This is a genomic window from Bacillus sp. FSL W7-1582, assembly GCF_038593325.1.
GTDB lineage: Bacteria > Bacillota > Bacilli > Bacillales > Bacillaceae > Bacillus > Bacillus altitudinis.
The window spans coordinates 780,270-797,150 of record NZ_CP151987.1 but is presented as its reverse complement, the minus strand read 5'-3'; the positions used below and the strand labels follow the sequence as shown (position 1 = coordinate 797,150).

General features: G+C 42.0%; 16 protein-coding genes. 9 read left to right on the top strand and 7 right to left on the bottom strand.

Annotated features, from left to right (window positions below):
* Nucleotides 1-146: 146 nt before the first annotated feature.
* The 4 genes from yfkAB to NSQ11_RS03945 all read left to right on the top strand — a co-directional run bounded on the left by yfkAB (nucleotide 147) and on the right by NSQ11_RS03945 (nucleotide 3,466).
* Nucleotides 147-1,268 carry a radical SAM/CxCxxxxC motif protein YfkAB gene (gene yfkAB, locus NSQ11_RS03960; RefSeq protein WP_017358799.1) on the top strand — a complete coding sequence of 374 codons (1,122 nt, stop codon included), beginning with the start codon at nucleotides 147-149 and terminating at the stop codon, nucleotides 1,266-1,268.
* A gap of 7 nt (nucleotides 1,269-1,275) precedes the next feature.
* Nucleotides 1,276-2,112 carry a mechanosensitive ion channel domain-containing protein gene (locus NSQ11_RS03955; RefSeq protein WP_046527360.1) on the top strand — a complete coding sequence of 279 codons (837 nt, stop codon included), beginning with the start codon at nucleotides 1,276-1,278 and terminating at the stop codon, nucleotides 2,110-2,112.
* A 100-nt stretch (nucleotides 2,113-2,212) separates the two neighbouring features.
* Nucleotides 2,213-2,614: a nuclear transport factor 2 family protein gene (locus NSQ11_RS03950; protein ID WP_017358797.1), complete on the top strand. Its 402-nt coding sequence runs from the start codon at nucleotides 2,213-2,215 to the stop codon at nucleotides 2,612-2,614.
* A gap of 132 nt (nucleotides 2,615-2,746) precedes the next feature.
* The gene (locus NSQ11_RS03945) at nucleotides 2,747-3,466 is read left to right on the top strand and encodes a YebC/PmpR family DNA-binding transcriptional regulator (protein ID WP_007496614.1); all 720 of its coding nucleotides are present in this window, start codon (nucleotides 2,747-2,749) and stop codon (nucleotides 3,464-3,466) included.
* A 374-nt stretch (nucleotides 3,467-3,840) separates the two neighbouring features.
* Here NSQ11_RS03945 and NSQ11_RS03940 read toward each other — a convergent pair whose 3' ends face one another.
* The 3 genes from NSQ11_RS03940 to NSQ11_RS03930 all read right to left on the bottom strand — a co-directional run bounded on the left by NSQ11_RS03940 (nucleotide 3,841) and on the right by NSQ11_RS03930 (nucleotide 6,201).
* On the bottom strand, nucleotides 3,841-4,602 hold the full coding sequence (locus NSQ11_RS03940) for a YfkD famly protein (RefSeq protein WP_241511948.1): 762 nt from the start codon (nucleotides 4,600-4,602) through the stop codon (nucleotides 3,841-3,843).
* Between the two features lie 88 nt (nucleotides 4,603-4,690).
* Complete coding sequence (gene cax / locus NSQ11_RS03935) at nucleotides 4,691-5,758, bottom strand: calcium/proton exchanger (protein ID WP_017366829.1); 1,068 nt, start codon at nucleotides 5,756-5,758, stop codon at nucleotides 4,691-4,693.
* Between the two features lie 65 nt (nucleotides 5,759-5,823).
* A complete protein-coding gene (locus NSQ11_RS03930) occupies nucleotides 5,824-6,201 on the bottom strand; it encodes an OsmC family protein (protein ID WP_017366828.1) in 378 nt (125 codons plus the stop codon).
* 75 nt (nucleotides 6,202-6,276) lie between these two features.
* Here NSQ11_RS03930 and NSQ11_RS03925 point away from each other — a divergent pair, with 75 nt between their 5' ends.
* Both NSQ11_RS03925 and NSQ11_RS03920 read left to right on the top strand, forming a co-directional pair.
* A complete protein-coding gene (locus tag NSQ11_RS03925; RefSeq protein ID WP_017366827.1) occupies nucleotides 6,277-7,440 on the top strand; it encodes an MFS transporter in 1,164 nt (387 codons plus the stop codon).
* 14 nt (nucleotides 7,441-7,454) lie between these two features.
* A complete protein-coding gene (locus NSQ11_RS03920) occupies nucleotides 7,455-7,964 on the top strand; it encodes a GNAT family N-acetyltransferase (RefSeq protein ID WP_342501275.1) in 510 nt (169 codons plus the stop codon).
* Nucleotides 7,965-8,171: 207 nt separating this feature from the next.
* Here NSQ11_RS03920 and NSQ11_RS03915 read toward each other — a convergent pair whose 3' ends face one another.
* From NSQ11_RS03915 to NSQ11_RS03905, 3 genes are read right to left on the bottom strand one after another with little or no spacing between them, the layout of a single operon-like run.
* Nucleotides 8,172-8,990 (bottom strand): YhjD/YihY/BrkB family envelope integrity protein, encoded by an 819-nt coding sequence (locus NSQ11_RS03915; RefSeq protein ID WP_008341753.1) that lies wholly within the window; start codon nucleotides 8,988-8,990, stop codon nucleotides 8,172-8,174.
* Between the two features lie 18 nt (nucleotides 8,991-9,008).
* A complete protein-coding gene (locus NSQ11_RS03910) occupies nucleotides 9,009-9,341 on the bottom strand; it encodes a hypothetical protein (RefSeq protein WP_017366825.1) in 333 nt (110 codons plus the stop codon).
* 20 nt (nucleotides 9,342-9,361) lie between these two features.
* On the bottom strand, nucleotides 9,362-9,832 hold the full coding sequence (locus NSQ11_RS03905) for a low molecular weight protein-tyrosine-phosphatase (protein ID WP_035391345.1): 471 nt from the start codon (nucleotides 9,830-9,832) through the stop codon (nucleotides 9,362-9,364).
* 174 nt (nucleotides 9,833-10,006) lie between these two features.
* On the opposite strand from NSQ11_RS03905, the gene NSQ11_RS03900 reads away from it, so the two are divergent.
* A complete protein-coding gene (locus NSQ11_RS03900; protein ID WP_007496593.1) occupies nucleotides 10,007-11,362 on the top strand; it encodes a sodium:alanine symporter family protein in 1,356 nt (451 codons plus the stop codon).
* 75 nt (nucleotides 11,363-11,437) lie between these two features.
* Complete coding sequence (locus NSQ11_RS03895) at nucleotides 11,438-11,653, top strand: DUF1128 domain-containing protein (protein ID WP_008341757.1); 216 nt, start codon at nucleotides 11,438-11,440, stop codon at nucleotides 11,651-11,653.
* A 107-nt stretch (nucleotides 11,654-11,760) separates the two neighbouring features.
* On the opposite strand, the gene NSQ11_RS03890 is transcribed toward NSQ11_RS03895, so the two are convergent.
* Entirely contained in the window at nucleotides 11,761-12,279 is a 519-nt protein-coding gene (locus NSQ11_RS03890; protein WP_007496591.1) for a type 1 glutamine amidotransferase domain-containing protein, read from the bottom strand.
* A gap of 254 nt (nucleotides 12,280-12,533) precedes the next feature.
* On the opposite strand from NSQ11_RS03890, the gene NSQ11_RS03885 reads away from it, so the two are divergent.
* The gene (locus NSQ11_RS03885) at nucleotides 12,534-16,814 is read left to right on the top strand and encodes a multifunctional 2',3'-cyclic-nucleotide 2'-phosphodiesterase/3'-nucleotidase/5'-nucleotidase (RefSeq protein WP_342501274.1); all 4,281 of its coding nucleotides are present in this window, start codon (nucleotides 12,534-12,536) and stop codon (nucleotides 16,812-16,814) included.
* The last annotated feature ends 67 nt before the right edge of the window (nucleotides 16,815-16,881 follow it).

Below are 16,881 nucleotides of genomic sequence, written 5' to 3'. Positions count from 1 at the left end.
GATACACTCCCTTTAGCATTTGTTTATAGCTTATCTTTTTTTCCTTTGTAAATCAATTGTGTCCCCTCTTGCGTATAACGGTGATGGGGCTTAAAATTAACTGTTGGCGGGTCTATGTTTGCCCGAATGAAAAGGAGATAGATACCATGAACCAAAAAACAGCACTTCGTCCGATTACACCTGCATTCGACCCTTGGGAAGCCTATCTCGATGTGCAGGATTACGGAGAAATGAAGCTGACAAATATTGAATTGACGACAACGACGTTGTGTAACATGAGATGTGAGCACTGTGCGGTTGGCTATACTTTGCAGCCAAAAGATCCGAATGCACTGCCACTCGATTTACTGCTTCGCCGTTTAGATGAAGTACCGCTCTTGCGTTCCCTTAGCATCACAGGCGGAGAGCCGATGCTGTCTCTGAAATCTGTACGGGAATATGTCGTTCCTTTATTAAAGTATGCCCATGAACGCGGCGTCCGTACCCAAATTAATTCGAATTTAACACTTGATTTGGCTCGATATGAAGAGATTATTCCATACTTGGATGTCCTACACATTTCACATAACTGGGGAACAGTCGAAGAGTTTGCTACGGTTGGTTTTGCAATGATGGACCGAAAGCCAACCTTTGAGCAGCGCGAGAAATTGTTTAACCGCATGATTGAGAATAGTCAGGCACTTGTGAAAGCGGGTGTAACCGTATCTGCTGAAACGATGCTGAATAAGCGTACGCTTCCTTATATTGAACACATCCATCGTCAAATCGTGGACGAGATGAAATGCCAGCGCCACGAAGTTCACCCGATGTATCCAAGTGATTTTGCGAGCGCCCTTGAATCATTGTCGCTTCCACAAATGCGGGATGCGATTCATCAGTTGCTCGATGTTCGTGATGAGAACACATGGATGCTGTTTGGCACATTGCCATTTTATTCATGCAGCACAGATGAAGAAGACCAGCGCCTCTTGACTCGATTGCGTCAAGCGAAAAATGTGACAGTACGAAATGACCCTGATGGCCGTTCACGGTTGAATGTGAATATTTTTGATGGGAATATTATTGTGACAGACTTTGGCGATACACCGCCATTAGGAAATATTGAAACCGATACGTTGCAATCAGCTTATACACGCTGGATGAACACAAAATTGGCAAAAGAACTGAATTGTCATTGCCCAAGTGTGCAATGCCTTGGTCCAAATGTTCTTGTGAAAAACAGTTATTATCAAGATGTTGATTTTACTTCTCGTACAGCCAGGGGGTAACCGATAGATGGACGAAACATTTCTGACAGTGGTCAAGAACAAATACATTGAAATTCTCCTTGTTGGACTCATTCTTTGGCTTGCCGTCTTTATGATCAACAAAGCGCTTCAGATTTTCTTTAAACGAACTGAATTCATTGAAGATAAAAAGAAAAAAACGATTGAGAGCTTGGTCAAATCGGTTTCAAAGTATACAGCTTCCATATGTTTTGTCTTATATGTGATTTCTCTATTTTTTCATGACTTTGGGAAAATCCTTGCGGGGGCTGGTGTTGCTGGAATTGTCATTGGTTTTGGCGCTCAGACCTTGATTCGTGATATTTTAGCTGGCATCTTCCTCATTTATGAAAGGCAAATTCATAAAGGTGACTATGTGACGGTCAATAATCTTTTTAACGGAACCATTGAAGAAATTGGTCTCCGGTCTCTGCAAATTAGAGAATGGAGCGGCAAGCTGTTAACCATTTCAAACGGAGACATTCGTCAAATCCAAAACTACAATATGCACTACATGCGTATCACAGAGTCAGTCTTGATCAGCGCAAACCAAAATCCTGACATTGCTTTCAAGGCGCTAGAAACAGCATGTGATCACTTAAATCAAATGCATCATGATTTACTGAAAAAAGATGAATTCCAAAACGCCATTGAACCTTTTCAGGTTCATGGCATTATGGGGCTCAATAAATTGAATCGCGGGATTGAGATCACCGTAAAAGGAATGGTCGAGGATGAAAAATACTTTGAAGCCGCCCTCGCTGTGCGAAAAGAAATGATCACACAACTTCATCAGCATGATGTGAAATTGCTTGAGGATCTCGTCTATCCACAGCCTACAAAATAACCTCATTTGTGATGAGGTTATTTTTTTGATTGTTTTTAGTTAACCAGTTAATTATAATATTATATAGTTCACCGGTTAACTAAAAGAAAGGATGTTTACATTGAGAAAAACTGAAGCGATTTTTTTTATTAAGCAAATGTATCAAGAGGTGTTAATCCAATTAGATATAGAAAAGGTGGAGACTTATTTTTCTTCAGATTATCAGCAAGTCACTGATGGAAAGGTCTCTTCCCTTGATGAATTTAAAAAGCATCTCTCCACATTAAAAGTCATGACCAAACAGCTCGACATCCCCGCCTTTCATGATATGTTGTTTGATGAAGAGACTCAGCAAGGGTGTTTTCGTTACACTGTACATGTTGAGCTGTCCACAGGAGACCATGGTCTAATAGATGTGATGGCGTTATTTACTTTATTAGATGGTAGAATCATTCGGTGTGATGAGCTGACTAGACCGCATGAGAAAAATAAGACGCTTGAACAACTTGGACATATCAGCTAAGGAATTCTTTTCTTTTCAGCCGTCTTACTTCTATCCTCTTGACTGATTCATGTATAATAGAAAGCAGATTGATTTCATGCAGCATGGGGACCCTCATACTGTGTATTTACTAATTGAAAGAGAGTGAATAAGATGGGTCGTAAATGGAACAACATTAAAGAAAAGAAAGCATCAAAGGATGCCAATACAAGTCGTATTTACGCAAAATTCGGGCGTGAAATCTATGTGGCTGCCAAGCAAGGTGAGCCAAATCCAGAATCAAACCAAGCACTTCGTTTTGTCCTAGAACGTGCAAAAACATATAGTGTCCCAAAACACATTGTGGACCGTGCGATTGAAAAAGCAAAAGGCGGTGCAGAAGAGAACTTCGATGAGCTGCGTTACGAAGGATTTGGTCCAAACGGATCTATGGTGATCGTTGATGCCCTGACCAATAACGTCAACCGCACAGCGTCTGATGTTCGTGCAGCATTTGGGAAAAACGGCGGAAATATGGGCGTCAGTGGATCTGTTGCTTACATGTTTGACCAAACAGCGGTGATCGGTGTCGAGGGGAAAAGTGAAGAAGAAACGCTTGAACTTTTAATGGAAGCAGACATTGATGTACGTGACATTATGGAAGAAGATGATACGGTGATCGTCTACGCTGAACCAGATCAATTCCATCAAGTACAAGAAGCGTTCAAACAGGCAGGCGTAGAAGAATTTACTGTCGCTGAAATCACAATGCTGCCTCAAAACGAAGTGACATTAGATGATGAATCGAAAGCACAATTTGAAAAACTCATCGATGTATTAGAAGAGCTTGAAGACGTGCAGCAAGTTTATCATAATGTGGATTTAGGGGAATAATGAGCTAAGCCATCGTAGTTGTTGGATTCATTCAACTTCTGCGTTGGCTTTTTTATTGTCTAGGTAAGGTTTACGTTCTACTCAAGACCATGTAATATGAAGAAAGAGTCGTTTCCACAAATAACCAAGGAGCTGAGTTTCATTTTTAAAACATGGTGGTTTTCGTATTATGGCTTTATGATCCTCCCTTTTATTGGTCTATGCTTAATTTTCAAAAATTTGACGATATTCACGAAAGTCTTTCTCTTTCTTTTCTTTGTATATCTTTTATATAACGCCTTTGATTTTTACATTCATGAAATGAAAAAGAAAAAAGATAGGACATCTTAATCAAAAAACAGTCATCTCCCCTTGGTAAGAGGAGATGACTGTTTTTAATTCATCCCTTGAAACCCAAACGTCAGGTGATCCTGAACAGGAATCCAAGCGCCGATTCCTTGTGAGGTCACATTTTTTACGACAAGTTTGCGTTTATTTCCCTTGAGCACAAGATACACTTCTCCGTAAGTAACCTTTCCTTTTTCGTTAATCGCTGGAGCGTATGCATGCAGGGTTGCTGCTTTTTTCGGAGATACGTGGTAGGACTGATCTCGCTTTGTTCCTGCACCAATCACTGTGTCGAAGGCGAGCGGAAGTTTTGTTTTTTGGATGGCTTTTTGCATCATCAATGTTTTCACATCTTCTGGGTTTGGTACTTTTGCTGTGAGCCCTCCACTTACTTTTACTTGTTGCTTTTGCACATATTTGCCGATGGCTGTTTTGTTTCCGCCTCTATTATCAATGTGATTCGTGTTCACTTTTTTGTATTCCCAATTGGCGACGGTTTCGTTTGAATCATAGCTGAGTGCCCATCTTCCAAGAAAAATCGTTGCCCTGTAGCCAACTGCTAGCGGTGTACCTGAGATACTGGATTCATTCAGCATTTTAATTAAATGTGTATTTTCAATTGGTACACTTGTTGTTTTAAATAATTCGGCCGTCAGCTCGCTTGGCTGTAGCAGCGGTTGATCTTGTGAAGCATTTGGATACGTATTTTCCTTTGAGATACTGGCGACAGACGATGGCACCTTAAACGGCTTTGCTGCCTCGGCTGGAAAGCTGTATAGAAAACTTAAGGTTAAGAGAACAACAAACATGATGCGGGGCATCTTTTTCATATCATCACTCTTTCTCATTCATTTTTCCATAGTATTTTCCCGAAAGACGTCCCTTATCCACAAAAGATTATAAAAGGAAAAATCCAATCGCCATAATGAAATAGGCAGCGAGCAATGTAGCACCTTCAAACCAGTTCGTATCCCCATCATTTGAGAGGATGACCGTTAGTAATACAGAGGATGCCATGGCAATGAGCTCTGGTAATGAGAAGATCAGTGGCATTTGCTTTTCAAAAAACAGAGAGCTGATCACAAGGATCGGTGCGACCATCATGGCGACTTGAAGCGTAGAACCGAAAGCAATTTCCACTGCGACATCCATTTTGTTTTTATACGCCATAATGACAGCAGAAGCGTGTTCTGCTGCATTACCGACAATCGCAACAATGATGACCCCAATAAACAGCTCACTCCAGCCAAACTGTTCTCCGACTGTGTCAAATGTATGGACGAGCCGCTCTGAAATATACGCCACAGCAATTGTCGCAAGGAGTAAAATCGCCGTGGCAAACTTCCCAGACCACTCTGGTGTTTCTTCTTCCGTCGCTGCTTCCCCTTCCGCAATTTCCTGCTTGGCAACATAAACACCTCTGTGGCTGACCAGTTTGAAATAGAGTGCTGCGACATAAAGCAAAATCATCACGATGCTAATGCCGATACTTAAAACAAATTGACGATCTTCTGCCATCCCCATGGAAAAGACTTCTGGAATGACAAATGCCACAATAATCGCAAACATAAGCAGCCCAGAGTTATGCCTTGCATCGTGGACATTGAACTCCTGTCGTTTAAATTTCAATCCGCCAACGAAAAAAGACAGTCCAGCCACAAGCAGTAAATTGCCGATCACTGAGCCAGTGAGTGAAGCAAGGACAATGGCGGTGAGTCCTTGTTTTAATGCAAAAAATGAAATGATTAATTCCACTGCATTTCCAAAAGTAGCGTTTAATAACCCACCAATTCTTGGTCCCGCTATAATGGCAAGACTCTCTGTCGCTCTTCCCATAAAACTTGCAAGACCGATGATGGCGATACAATAGACGGCGAACATGACAGCCTGCGGGAAATGAAGAAAACTGCCAATTACAGATAATGGAACACCAATTGCGACAATCACAAGAAACAAACGATTCATACAGCCAATCTCCTTTACATCATATCTGACTGTTATTCTTTCGTGAGTGCCGGCATCATATACATTTAGATTCGTTCGTGTGAAAGGGTGATATCAATCGTTCCTTTCACGGATTGCACCATGGAACAATGCTTCAACGCAAGTTTCATTACTTTTTCTAGCTGTTCATCAGAGGTGCTGATGTTTTCAAAGATTATATGTAAATGAATATGAGTGATTTTGTTTACAGGTCCTTCTCTTGTCGTTTCAGGTGTAATGGTCAGCCCTTGATAGGATATTCGTTTTTTCCGGCATACATGAATGACCATTTCTCCAAAACAGCCTGCAATAGCCGAGGTGAACAATTGATACGGCCTGTATCCCGCTTCTTCATTTCCTGAAATATGTAGCTGCCTTTGATCAGCATTAGCGACCCACCGATCATTTTCGTATATCAGCTTCATTCCTTTTCCACCTTTCTATTGAAACCCCTATGGTTCCATTGTACGATGAAAGCATGAACTTGTAAGGAGCTTCTTATGTCGAGAATTCATTTTATGATTTTAATTTTACTTGTATCCGTATCTGGTTTTTCACAGGGAGCGTTACTGCCAGTTATTTCGATTATTTTCGAACATGCCGGCACTTCCCCGACGTTAAACGGACTGCATGCCACAGGCTTATATCTCGGCGTGCTGCTTGCGTCTCCTTTTATGGAAGCGCCGCTGCGCCGCTTCGGATTTAAACCATTGATCGTCATTGGGGGCGCTGCTGTCTTTTTAAGTTTATTTAGTTTTGTCTTTATTGAATCTTATGTCGTCTGGTTCTTCTTGCGGCTGATGATCGGCATCGGTGATCATATGCTTCATTTCTCCACACAGACGTGGGTAACCTATGCCTCTTCATCTAGAAATCGCGGGCGAAATATTTCATTGTATGGGTTATCCTTTGGACTCGGTTTTGCCGCTGGCCCTTTTTTAACACCACTCATTGAAATCAATCCATCCTTGCCGTTTATTGTGTCTGGTGCAGTTAGTTTGTGTATTTGGCTGCTTGTGTTTGTTTTAAAAAATACATATCCTGATACAGGTGAAATGCAGACGTCAGAGCAGACAAATAGTTTGAAGCGCTTCAAGAAGGCGTTTCAATTTGGCTGGGTAGCGTTTATGATGCCGTTTTGCTATGGCTTTTTAGAAACGACGCTCAATAGTAACTTCCCTGTGTATGCGCTGAGAAGTGGGGTGACGATAGATGCTGTTGCGTTTATTTTACCTGCGTTTGCGATTGGGAGTATTGTTTTTCAGCTTCCTCTTGGGATGCTGAGTGACCGTTTCGGCAGACGACTCATGATTTTAGTTGTGACACTCGTCGGTTCATTCTTTTTCCTTTTAGCAGGGATTTTCATTCAGTCCGTTTTGGCTGTTGCGATCTGTTTCTTTATCGCAGGTATGGCTGTAGGTTCGACCTTCTCACTTGGCATCAGTTATATGACGGACTTATTGCCAAAGCATCTGCTGCCTGCTGGGAATTTGATGTGCGGGATGGCGTTTAGTGCAGGAAGTATTCTCGGTCCGGTTCTTGGCGGATTCTTTGTGCAGACGTTTGAGGGCATGAATTTACTCTATCTTGTCAGTATCGTGATTTTATTTGTGTTTTGCTGTGTTCGATTTGGGAGGACGCTGGCAGTGGTTGAAAGTAACTAAATGGAGGATCTATTTTGTTTACATTTAACATTTCAAATGACTTAAAATTGGCGTGTTTACAAGTAGCCGATGCAGAGACATTATTTGCACTTATCCAGCAGAATAAAACTCACTTGGGAGAGTGGCTACCATGGGTGAATCACTGTTATCGCATAGAAGATGTTCAATCTTTTATTCAATCTGCCCACACTGCCTATGCTGAACGAAAAGACATAGAAGCGGGTATCGTATTAAACGATCAATTAATTGGGGTGTTCCGCATGACGTTTCAGCATCGGATAGGCAATATTGGGTATTGGATTGGTCAAGATGCACAAGGGCAAGGTATTGTGACCAAAACAGTGAAATGGATGACAGATACTTTTGCTCCTGAAGTCGATGGATTTGAAATCTTTTGTCCTGTTGGTCATGTCAGAAGTGAACGTGTTGCGATGAAAGCAGGGTTTCAGCTCGATCCAAACTATCAGCCAAAGCCTGATGCAACTTTTCTCCTGAAGCGTTATATACGGAAATTGAATCATTAAAAACTCCCCTGCACCTATGCAGAGGAGTTTTTTCATCTAGTGATACCCATTTTGCCCATTCGCACTTCCACTTGTTTTGTGCTTTGGCTGATGGCCTTTGTTTTGTTTTGTGTTGCTTCCGCCTTTTTTCGATTGTTTAGACATTCGGTATTCCCCCATCCATTAAGATTGAACAAGTTCGTTCTTCTTTAGGATGCCCGGTTTTTTTCACACCTTGCCTGGTACGATTTTACGCTTATGTAAAAGCGCATTGAGCTCGCCGCCGAGGATGATCATAATGCCGGTTAAATAAAACCAGATCATTAATATAATGATTCCCCCAATGCTTCCGTACATCGCACTATAGTTGGCAAATTCGCCTACATAAAATGAGAACAGCATGCTGACGAGAATCCAGCCAACAGATGCGAATATGGCGCCCGGCAGCACAAATTTCAATTTCAGCCTGATGTTGGGGGCAAAATAATATAGGGATGTAAAAACAATCAGTAAAATTAGTGGACTAATAATCCATCTCATGGCGGTCCAAATGGTGAGAAAAGCATCTGACTGCCCTACTAATTTGGCAACGAATAAACCAAGTTCTTTTCCAAAGACAGGCAGCATCAAGGCAAAAATAATCGTAAGCACCATCGCAATGGTTAAGATGATTGATGTTAAACGTACGAGAATGAAGGAACGATTTTCCTCAACTTCGTAAGCGTGGTTAAATGCTCTGACCACCGCATTAATGCCGTTGGATGCAGACCAGAGTGCCGCAATAATCCCGAATGACAACAATCCGCCGTTACGGTTATTCAGTGTCTCTTCGGCAATGGATTCAATCATGGAAAGCGCTCCCTCTGGCGCATAACCAGAAATGACACTTAGAACATCCTTTGATGTCAGCGGCAAATAACCAACAAGCGTCAGCACGAAGATGAGAAACGGAAATAATGAAAGCAAAAAGAAATACGCAAGCTCAGCTGATTTTGCCGGTCCTTCATGCAGCAAAAAGCGTCCAATTAACGCTTTAACAAAACCCATACGCCTCATCTCCAATGATCAATCTTTCTGTTTCTTTTGAAAGTGATCCTTTGTTTCTTCAATAATCTCTAATACCTTTGGTGTTGTTTCCTTTAACTGATTTACCTGTTCATTCAGAAAAGACAAATCATCTGAGACCGTTCTCATCAATTGCTTCGTTTCTTCCATTTTTTCCTTCACGCAAGCAGACATCCTGCCAGGCTCCAGGCGGTATTCATCCAGCTTTTGCTGGCAGTCATTCCATTTTTCTTTCAGTACAGTTCTTGTTGGACGATGAAATAATGTCAGCAATATGCCGCAGGCTGCGCCTATAACAGCTCCCCGAAGCACGATTTGTTTGTTCTCTTCCATCTCATCTGATCTCCTTTCAGTTAAAGGTGTTTCTCTTTTTTTACATACGTCAAAAAACGATCAATTCCTGTTTCAATTAAGTCATGTACTTCCTCAAAGTTCCCAGTGTAATAAGGATCTGGCACATCGTCTCGATCGTCGTCTTCTACAAAGTCAAGAAGACGGCCAATAAAGTGATGTTTTCCATAGCCGGCTAAACTGCGGAGGGCGCCAACATTTTCAGCATCCATCGCAATGATATAGTCGTATGTGGTGATATCCTTATCCATGATTTGTCTTGCAGTCATTCTTTCATAGCTGATACCCTTTTCATCAAGCAGCTTTCGTGTTCCTTCATGCGGAGGACTGCCTTGATGCCAGCCGCCAATGCCTGCTGAATCAATCACAAAGTGTTCACTCAGCCCTTCGTCTTCGACTCGTTTTCTAAACATCGCCTCTGCCATCGGTGACCTGCAAATATTGCCGAGGCATACAAATAATACATGAATCATCCTTCATTCTCCTCCTATCTTTTCCCTAAGAGTCCCTTTGGAAAACCTTTTCTCTATCATATCAAGCCCTTTTTCTTTTGGAAACTTTGCAAGAAAAACTCCCATCGGCATTGACAAATTACACAAAAACAGGAGAAACTTTAGGAGAATTACACAAACAAAGGGGGACATTAGATGGGAATCATTGAGCAATTTGTCACGACGATGAACAATTTTTTGTGGGGGCCTCCCCTGTTGATTTTAATTGTTGGTACTGGAATCTACCTCACCTTTCGCGTTCTCTTCATTCAAATTAGATTACTTCCTTATTCTTTAAAGCTCGCTTTTTCAAAACAAGACAAAACTTCAGAGGGAGATATCTCCCATTTCCAAGCATTAATGACGGCTCTTGCTGCAACTGTCGGTACAGGGAATATCGTCGGTGTTGCCTCAGCTGTCATTGCAGGTGGTCCTGGTGCAGTATTTTGGATGTGGTTTGCTGCATTTTTCGGGATGGCCACAAAGTTTGCAGAAGCTGTTCTTGCTGTAAAATACAGGGTCAAAAACGAAAAAGGCGAAATGTCTGGCGGACCTATGTATTATTTAGAGCATGGCTTAAAACAGAAATGGCTAGGGGTGCTATTTGCTGTTTTCGGTGCCAGTGCTGCCTTTGGGATTGGCAACCTGGTACAGTCTAATTCCATCTCAGGCGTCATGAATTCTACTTTTCAAATTCCAACATGGGTAACAGGTATCATCATTACCGCCTTTACGGCACTCGTGATTTTAGGCGGAATTAAAAGTATCGGCCGAGTGACATCTATTTTTGTACCAGTCATGGCTTTATTTTACGTCATTTGTGGGCTCATCATTCTTGTCATGAATGCTGATCTTGTTCCTGGCGCAGTCAGTCTTATTTTCTCAGATGCCTTTACAGGTCAAGCCGTGGCAGGTGGTGCGATTGGAACCGTTATTCGTTGGGGTGTCGCACGAGGCGTCTTTTCCAATGAAGCTGGTCTTGGATCAGCACCAATTGCTGCTGCAGCTGCGAAAACGGATATGCCTGCCCGTCAAGCTCTCGTCTCTATGACGCAAGTGTTTATTGACACCATCATTGTTTGTTCTATCACTGGCATTACGATTGTCATGGCAGATATGTATTTAACAGAAAAAAGTGATGCGCTGACTTCGTTATCCTTTGCTCACTTCCTCGGTCCAGCTGGCTCAACCATTGTGGCAATTGGGCTGCTCCTGTTTGCTTATTCAACCATCATTGGCTGGTCCTATTACGGGGAAAAATGCTTTACATATTTGGCGAAGGATTCGTATGTCATGTATTATCGTATCGTGTTTGTGATAGCTGTCTTTTTCGGTGCCGTGTTTAAGAATGACTTCGTCTGGGGCGTAGCAGATATGCTCAATGGACTGATGGCCATTCCAAACTTAATTGGACTCATCGGTTTATCAGGTGTTGTGGTGTTTGAATCCAAACGAATCATTGATAAGATCAAAGAGGAGAAAAAGGAAAAAAACATTTCAGTGTCATCATAATAGCCCTTTTATTCTTTTGCTTTTCTGTTAAAATAGACATATTATTCGACACATGCAGGAAAGGACGTGCCGCCCTTGTCACAGCAAAAAGCGGCTGAAGTCAATCAGCTGATTGAAGACATTTCGCAAAAGCTCAATATGCTGAATATTGGAGTCATCAAAGCCGAAGACTTCAGTCCAGATAAGTATGAAGATATTGAATTTCTTCACCAAATGGTGATGAAAAAATCTTCATTCAGCCCAAGTGAAATGCAAGCCATTGCAAGCGAGCTGAAAAGCTTAAGAAAATAATCGTGCACCTGATACTGAATTGCGGTTGACGCCGCTTTCTTACATCCATGCACAGAAAAAGCCAGCACCTCGCGAGGTGCTGGCTTTGTTTATCCTGTCAAAACTACTTATTTTGCGAGCAGTTTTAATGATTCACGGTTAAATGCTGGAATGTCATCAGGTGTACGGCTTGTGACAAGCTGATCCTGACAAACGACGACTTCTTCATCTTTGAATTTGGCGCCTGCGTTTTCCATATCTACTTGAATGGATGTATAGCCGGTCGCGCCTCTTCCTTCCAGCGTCTTCGCTGTAATAAGCAATTGCGGTCCATGACAGATCGCAAATACTGGTTTTTTCTCGTCCATAAAGGCTTTTGTGAATTGCACGTAGCGATCATCCGCACGCAGAATGTCTGGTGAGAAGCCGCCAGGAATCAGAAGTGCATCGAAGTCTTCTGGTTTCACGTTATCGATAGACGCATCGACTCTTACTTCTGCCTCTCCTTGCTTTCCTTTCACTGTTTTTCCTTTTTCGTTTTCAATCACTGTGATCTCATGGCCTGCGTCTTTAAAGGCTTTTGCAGGCTCGGTGAATTCAACATCCTCAAAGTAATCTGTTAAGACAACTGCAATTTTCTTACCCATGTAGAAACCCTCCTGCTTAATTATCGTTTACACTACACACTATACCCCCGCCAATTGAAATCAAACATCCTATCCCTATGAGAAAACCCCCTTTCAGAAAAATAAGCATTTAGACTCATTCACATTCCCTTAACAAGGTAATTCGTATGATTTATGTTATCTTTACAATAATCTGCAAAAAATAACTACAAAAGTTAACGAAACATTTCTACAATAGGTATTGTGGTCAAAAAAATTAGAAAGGCGGAGATCAGGTGAAGAAACAAGCACATAGGTCTAAACGAAGGAAAAACCTGTCTATTCTGCTCACTTCCATGATGTTGATTAGTCTCATTCTCCCAGCAGTACCTACTTATGCAGAAACAGAAAGCGGCAGCGCCGTAAAGGTCAGTATCTTAGCCACAACAGATGTTCATGCGAACATGATGAATTATGATTACTACAGTGACAAAGAAACAAATGAATTCGGTTTGGCAAAAACAGCCGAGCTGATTGACAAGCACCGTTCACAAAATCCCAATACACTCCTTGTTGATAACGGAGACCTGATTCAAGGAACCCCTCTTGGAGAATACGTTTATAAAAATGAAAAAGACAGCATCATCAATCAAACAAAGGTTCACCCCATTATTCATACACTCAACAAATTAAAATATGATGCAGGTACACTCGGCAATCATGAATTTAACTACGGTTTATCTTTTCTTGACGGTACCATTGCGGGCGCCAACTTCCCGATTGTCAATGCGAACGTCAAAAAGTTAAACGGAGAACACCGATTTACTCCTTATGTCATTCAGGATAAAACCTTTAAAGATGCAAACGGAGCCTCCCAAACTGTGAAAGTCGGTTACATAGGATTCGTACCACCACAAATTATGACGTGGGATAAGAAACATTTAGATGGACAAGTTCAAGTGCAAGATATTGTGGAGTCTGCCAATGAAACCATTCCAGAAATGAAAGCAAAAGGCGCAGATGTCATCGTCGCTCTTGCTCATACAGGAATTGAAAAAACAGCTTCACCTAAAGGATCAGAAAATATGATCTTTGACCTTGCCACGAAAACAAAAGGCATTGATGCGATTGTGTCTGGCCACCAGCATGGCACATTCCCAAGCGCTGAATATAGCGGCGTTGACAAATTTGATGTCGCAAAGGGAACCATTAATGGCATTCCTGTCGTCATGTCAAAAAACTGGGGAAGCTACCTCGGGGTCATTGATTTAACGCTAGAACCAGACGGAAGCAACTGGAAAGTCACAGACGGAACAGGCAAAATCGAATCCGTTGCCGGGGTGACATCTCAAAACAGTACAGTGAAAAATGCCATTCAAACAACTCACCAAAACACCCTAGATTACGTCAGAAAGCCAGTTGGAAAAACAGAAGCAGACATTAACAGCTTTTTCGCTCAAGTGATGGATGACCCTTCTATTCAAATCGTGACAGATGCCCAGAAATGGTATGCACAAGAAAAAATGAAAGATACTTCGTACAAAAACTTGCCGATTCTCTCTGCGGGTGCGCCATTTAAAGCCGGCGGACGCAACGGTGTGAACTATTATACAAATATCGCAAAAGGTGATTTAGCCATTAAAAACATCGGCGATCTCTATCTTTACGATAACACCGTACAGATTGTAAAACTAAAAGGCAGTGAAGTAAAAGACTGGCTTGAAATGTCTGCTGGTCAGTTTAACCAAATCAAACCAAATACTTCAAATGAACAGCCTATTTTAAACGAAGAATACCGCTCATATAATTTTGATGTAATCGATGGTGTGACGTACCAAGTAGATGTCACACAGCCTGCTAAATACAGCACAACAGGCACACTTGTTAACGCTAGTGCGAACCGCATCAAAAACTTGTCTTACAACGGAAAACCCGTTTCTGACAATCAAGAATTTTTAGTCGTGACAAACAATTACCGTGCATCTGGCGGCGGAGGCTTCCCGCACCTCACACAAGATAAAGTCGTGCTTGCCTCAGCAGATGAGAACCGCCAAGTGCTGATGGATTATATTATTGAACAAAAAACCATTAACCCAAGCGCAGATCAAAACTGGTCCATTGCACCGATCAAAGGCGCAACCGTCACTTTTGAATCTTCTCTTTTAGCCAAACCGTTCGCAGAGAAATCAAGCAGCGTCGACTTTATTCGGAATGCCAGCACAGACGGACTTGGCGTGTACAAGCTAGCGTTTAAAGATGATGGTACAACAGAACCACCTGCAACAGACAATTGGCATTTAACGGTGATGCATACAAACGATACACATGCCCATCTGGATGATGCAGCAAGACGCGCAACCAAGATCAAAGAAGTTCGCGCCCAAAGCGAAAACAATATTTTATTAGACGCTGGAGATGTCTTCTCTGGTGATCTCTATTTCACAAAATGGCAAGGACTTGCCGATCTGAAACTGATGAACTTAATGAAATACGATGCCATGACGTTTGGGAATCATGAATTTGACAAAGGTCCATCTGTCCTACGTCAATTCCTGACAGGTGACGCATCCAGTGTAGATGCTAAAAACCGTCACCAGTTTGAAAAACCGAACTTCCCAATCGTGTCATCAAACGTGAATGTCTCTAAGGAAAAACAGTTAAGCGACTTAGTGAAAAAACCAGCAACATTTAAAGCTGGTGAGAAAAAAGAAGCTGGCATTTACCCTTACATTCTGCTTGATGTAAATGGTGAAAAGGTCGCTGTATTCGGTCTAACCACTGAAGACACAGCCATTACATCCAGCAGTGGTCCAAACATTCAATTTCAAGATGCATACAAAAAAGCAAAAGAAACAGTCAAAACCATTCAAACTGAAGAAAAAATCAATAAAATTATTGCGCTTACACATATTGGCTATAACCGTGATCTAGAACTGGCTCAAAAAGTAGATGGCATTGATCTCATCATTGGTGGTCACACCCACACCCTTGTTGAAAAATTAAAGGTCATCAATAAAAAAGAACCAACGATTGTTGCGCAAGTAAAAGACTACGGACAATTTTTAGGAAAAGTAGACGTGGCCTTTGACAAAAAAGGCGTCGTACAGCCAAAAGAATCTACTTTTGACCTCATCACGATCGACGACTCTGTGAAAGAAGATGCGGACGCAAAAGCGATTCTTGATCAGTACAAGGCAGATATCCAAGATTTAAAAACCGAAAAAGTCGGGACGTCAGATGTCTTCTTAGATGGACAGCGTGAACACGTCCGTGCAAAGGAAACGAACCTTGGAAACTTTATTGCAGATGGCATGTTAAAGAAAGCACAAGAATCTGCTGGGGCTGACCTTGCCATTACAAACGGTGGCGGTATTCGAGGCAGCATTGAAAAAGGAGATATCACATTAGGGGATATTTTAACGGTGATGCCTTTTGGAAACACACTATATGTCGCAGATTTAAAAGGCAGTCAAATTAAAAAAGCGCTTGAACAAGGTCTTTCAGGCATTGAAGAAGGCGGAGGCGCATTCCCTCATGTAGCCGGTATTGAATATACGTTTACACTGAGTAAACCGGCTGGCAGCAGACTGATTGATGTCAAATTGAAAGATCAAAAGGGCAATCTGACTGATATTGATGATCAGAAAACATACCGCGTGGCGACTAATGCATTTGTCGGCACAGGCGGTGATGGCTACAGCGTCTTTACAGAAGCGTCTCATGGTGAAGACTTAGGCTATGTTGACTATGAAATTTTCAAAGAGCAAATTGAACAGGCAGACGGTCATATTTCTCCAGTCATTGACCATCGAGTGAAAGAAGTATTCCTTCCTCGCTTGAAAGGAAAAGGCGCCTATGACATTCAAGATGATGAGAAATTCCAAACGTATGTGCAGCATACGAACAAAGCATTGCTTTATTTAGACAAAGCAACCGAAGCGAAAAAGGTTCAATTGTCTCTATCAAAAGGGCAAGTAGCTGAACTGAAGAAACGAGAGCAAGATCCAAACGTCACCATCTATCATGACAAAGTCGGTCTAGCATTACCGCTCTCCAATTTGTCAGAGCAACAAGCAGATATATCAATGGCAAAAACAAATAAGGTGAAAAACGCATTAACCGACACTTACGATTTCCAAATCAAACAAGATCAGAAAAATGTGTCTACCTTTAAAGATCCCGTCACACTGTTCTTTACATTAGATGCGCCTGAAAAAGCGAAAAAACCAGGTGTCTATTATGTCGATCGTGAGAAAAACCGCTATGCCAAAACAAGTAACGGTTCATTCGAAAACGGGATTGTCTCAGGTAAAACGGAGCACTTTAGTGAATACACCGTACTCAATCAAAGTGAAGCTGCTGGAACAAGTCCAGACCAAAATGGCGGAGACGGTGGAACTTCTGCTCCAGGCGGATCGGATCCAAATCAAGATGGAAGCGGCATGCCAGGCGGCACTCTGCCGAATACTGCAACGATGATGTATACAGCGGTATTGATTGGCTTACTCATGCTCGCCTCAGGCGGTATCCTTTATTACTACCAGCGCAAGCGCACACGAAACAAAGTATCATCTTAATAGAAAAGGACAGAGCATTGGCTCTGTCCTTTCAGATTGAGGACAAAGGGCTAAAATGGACTTTATT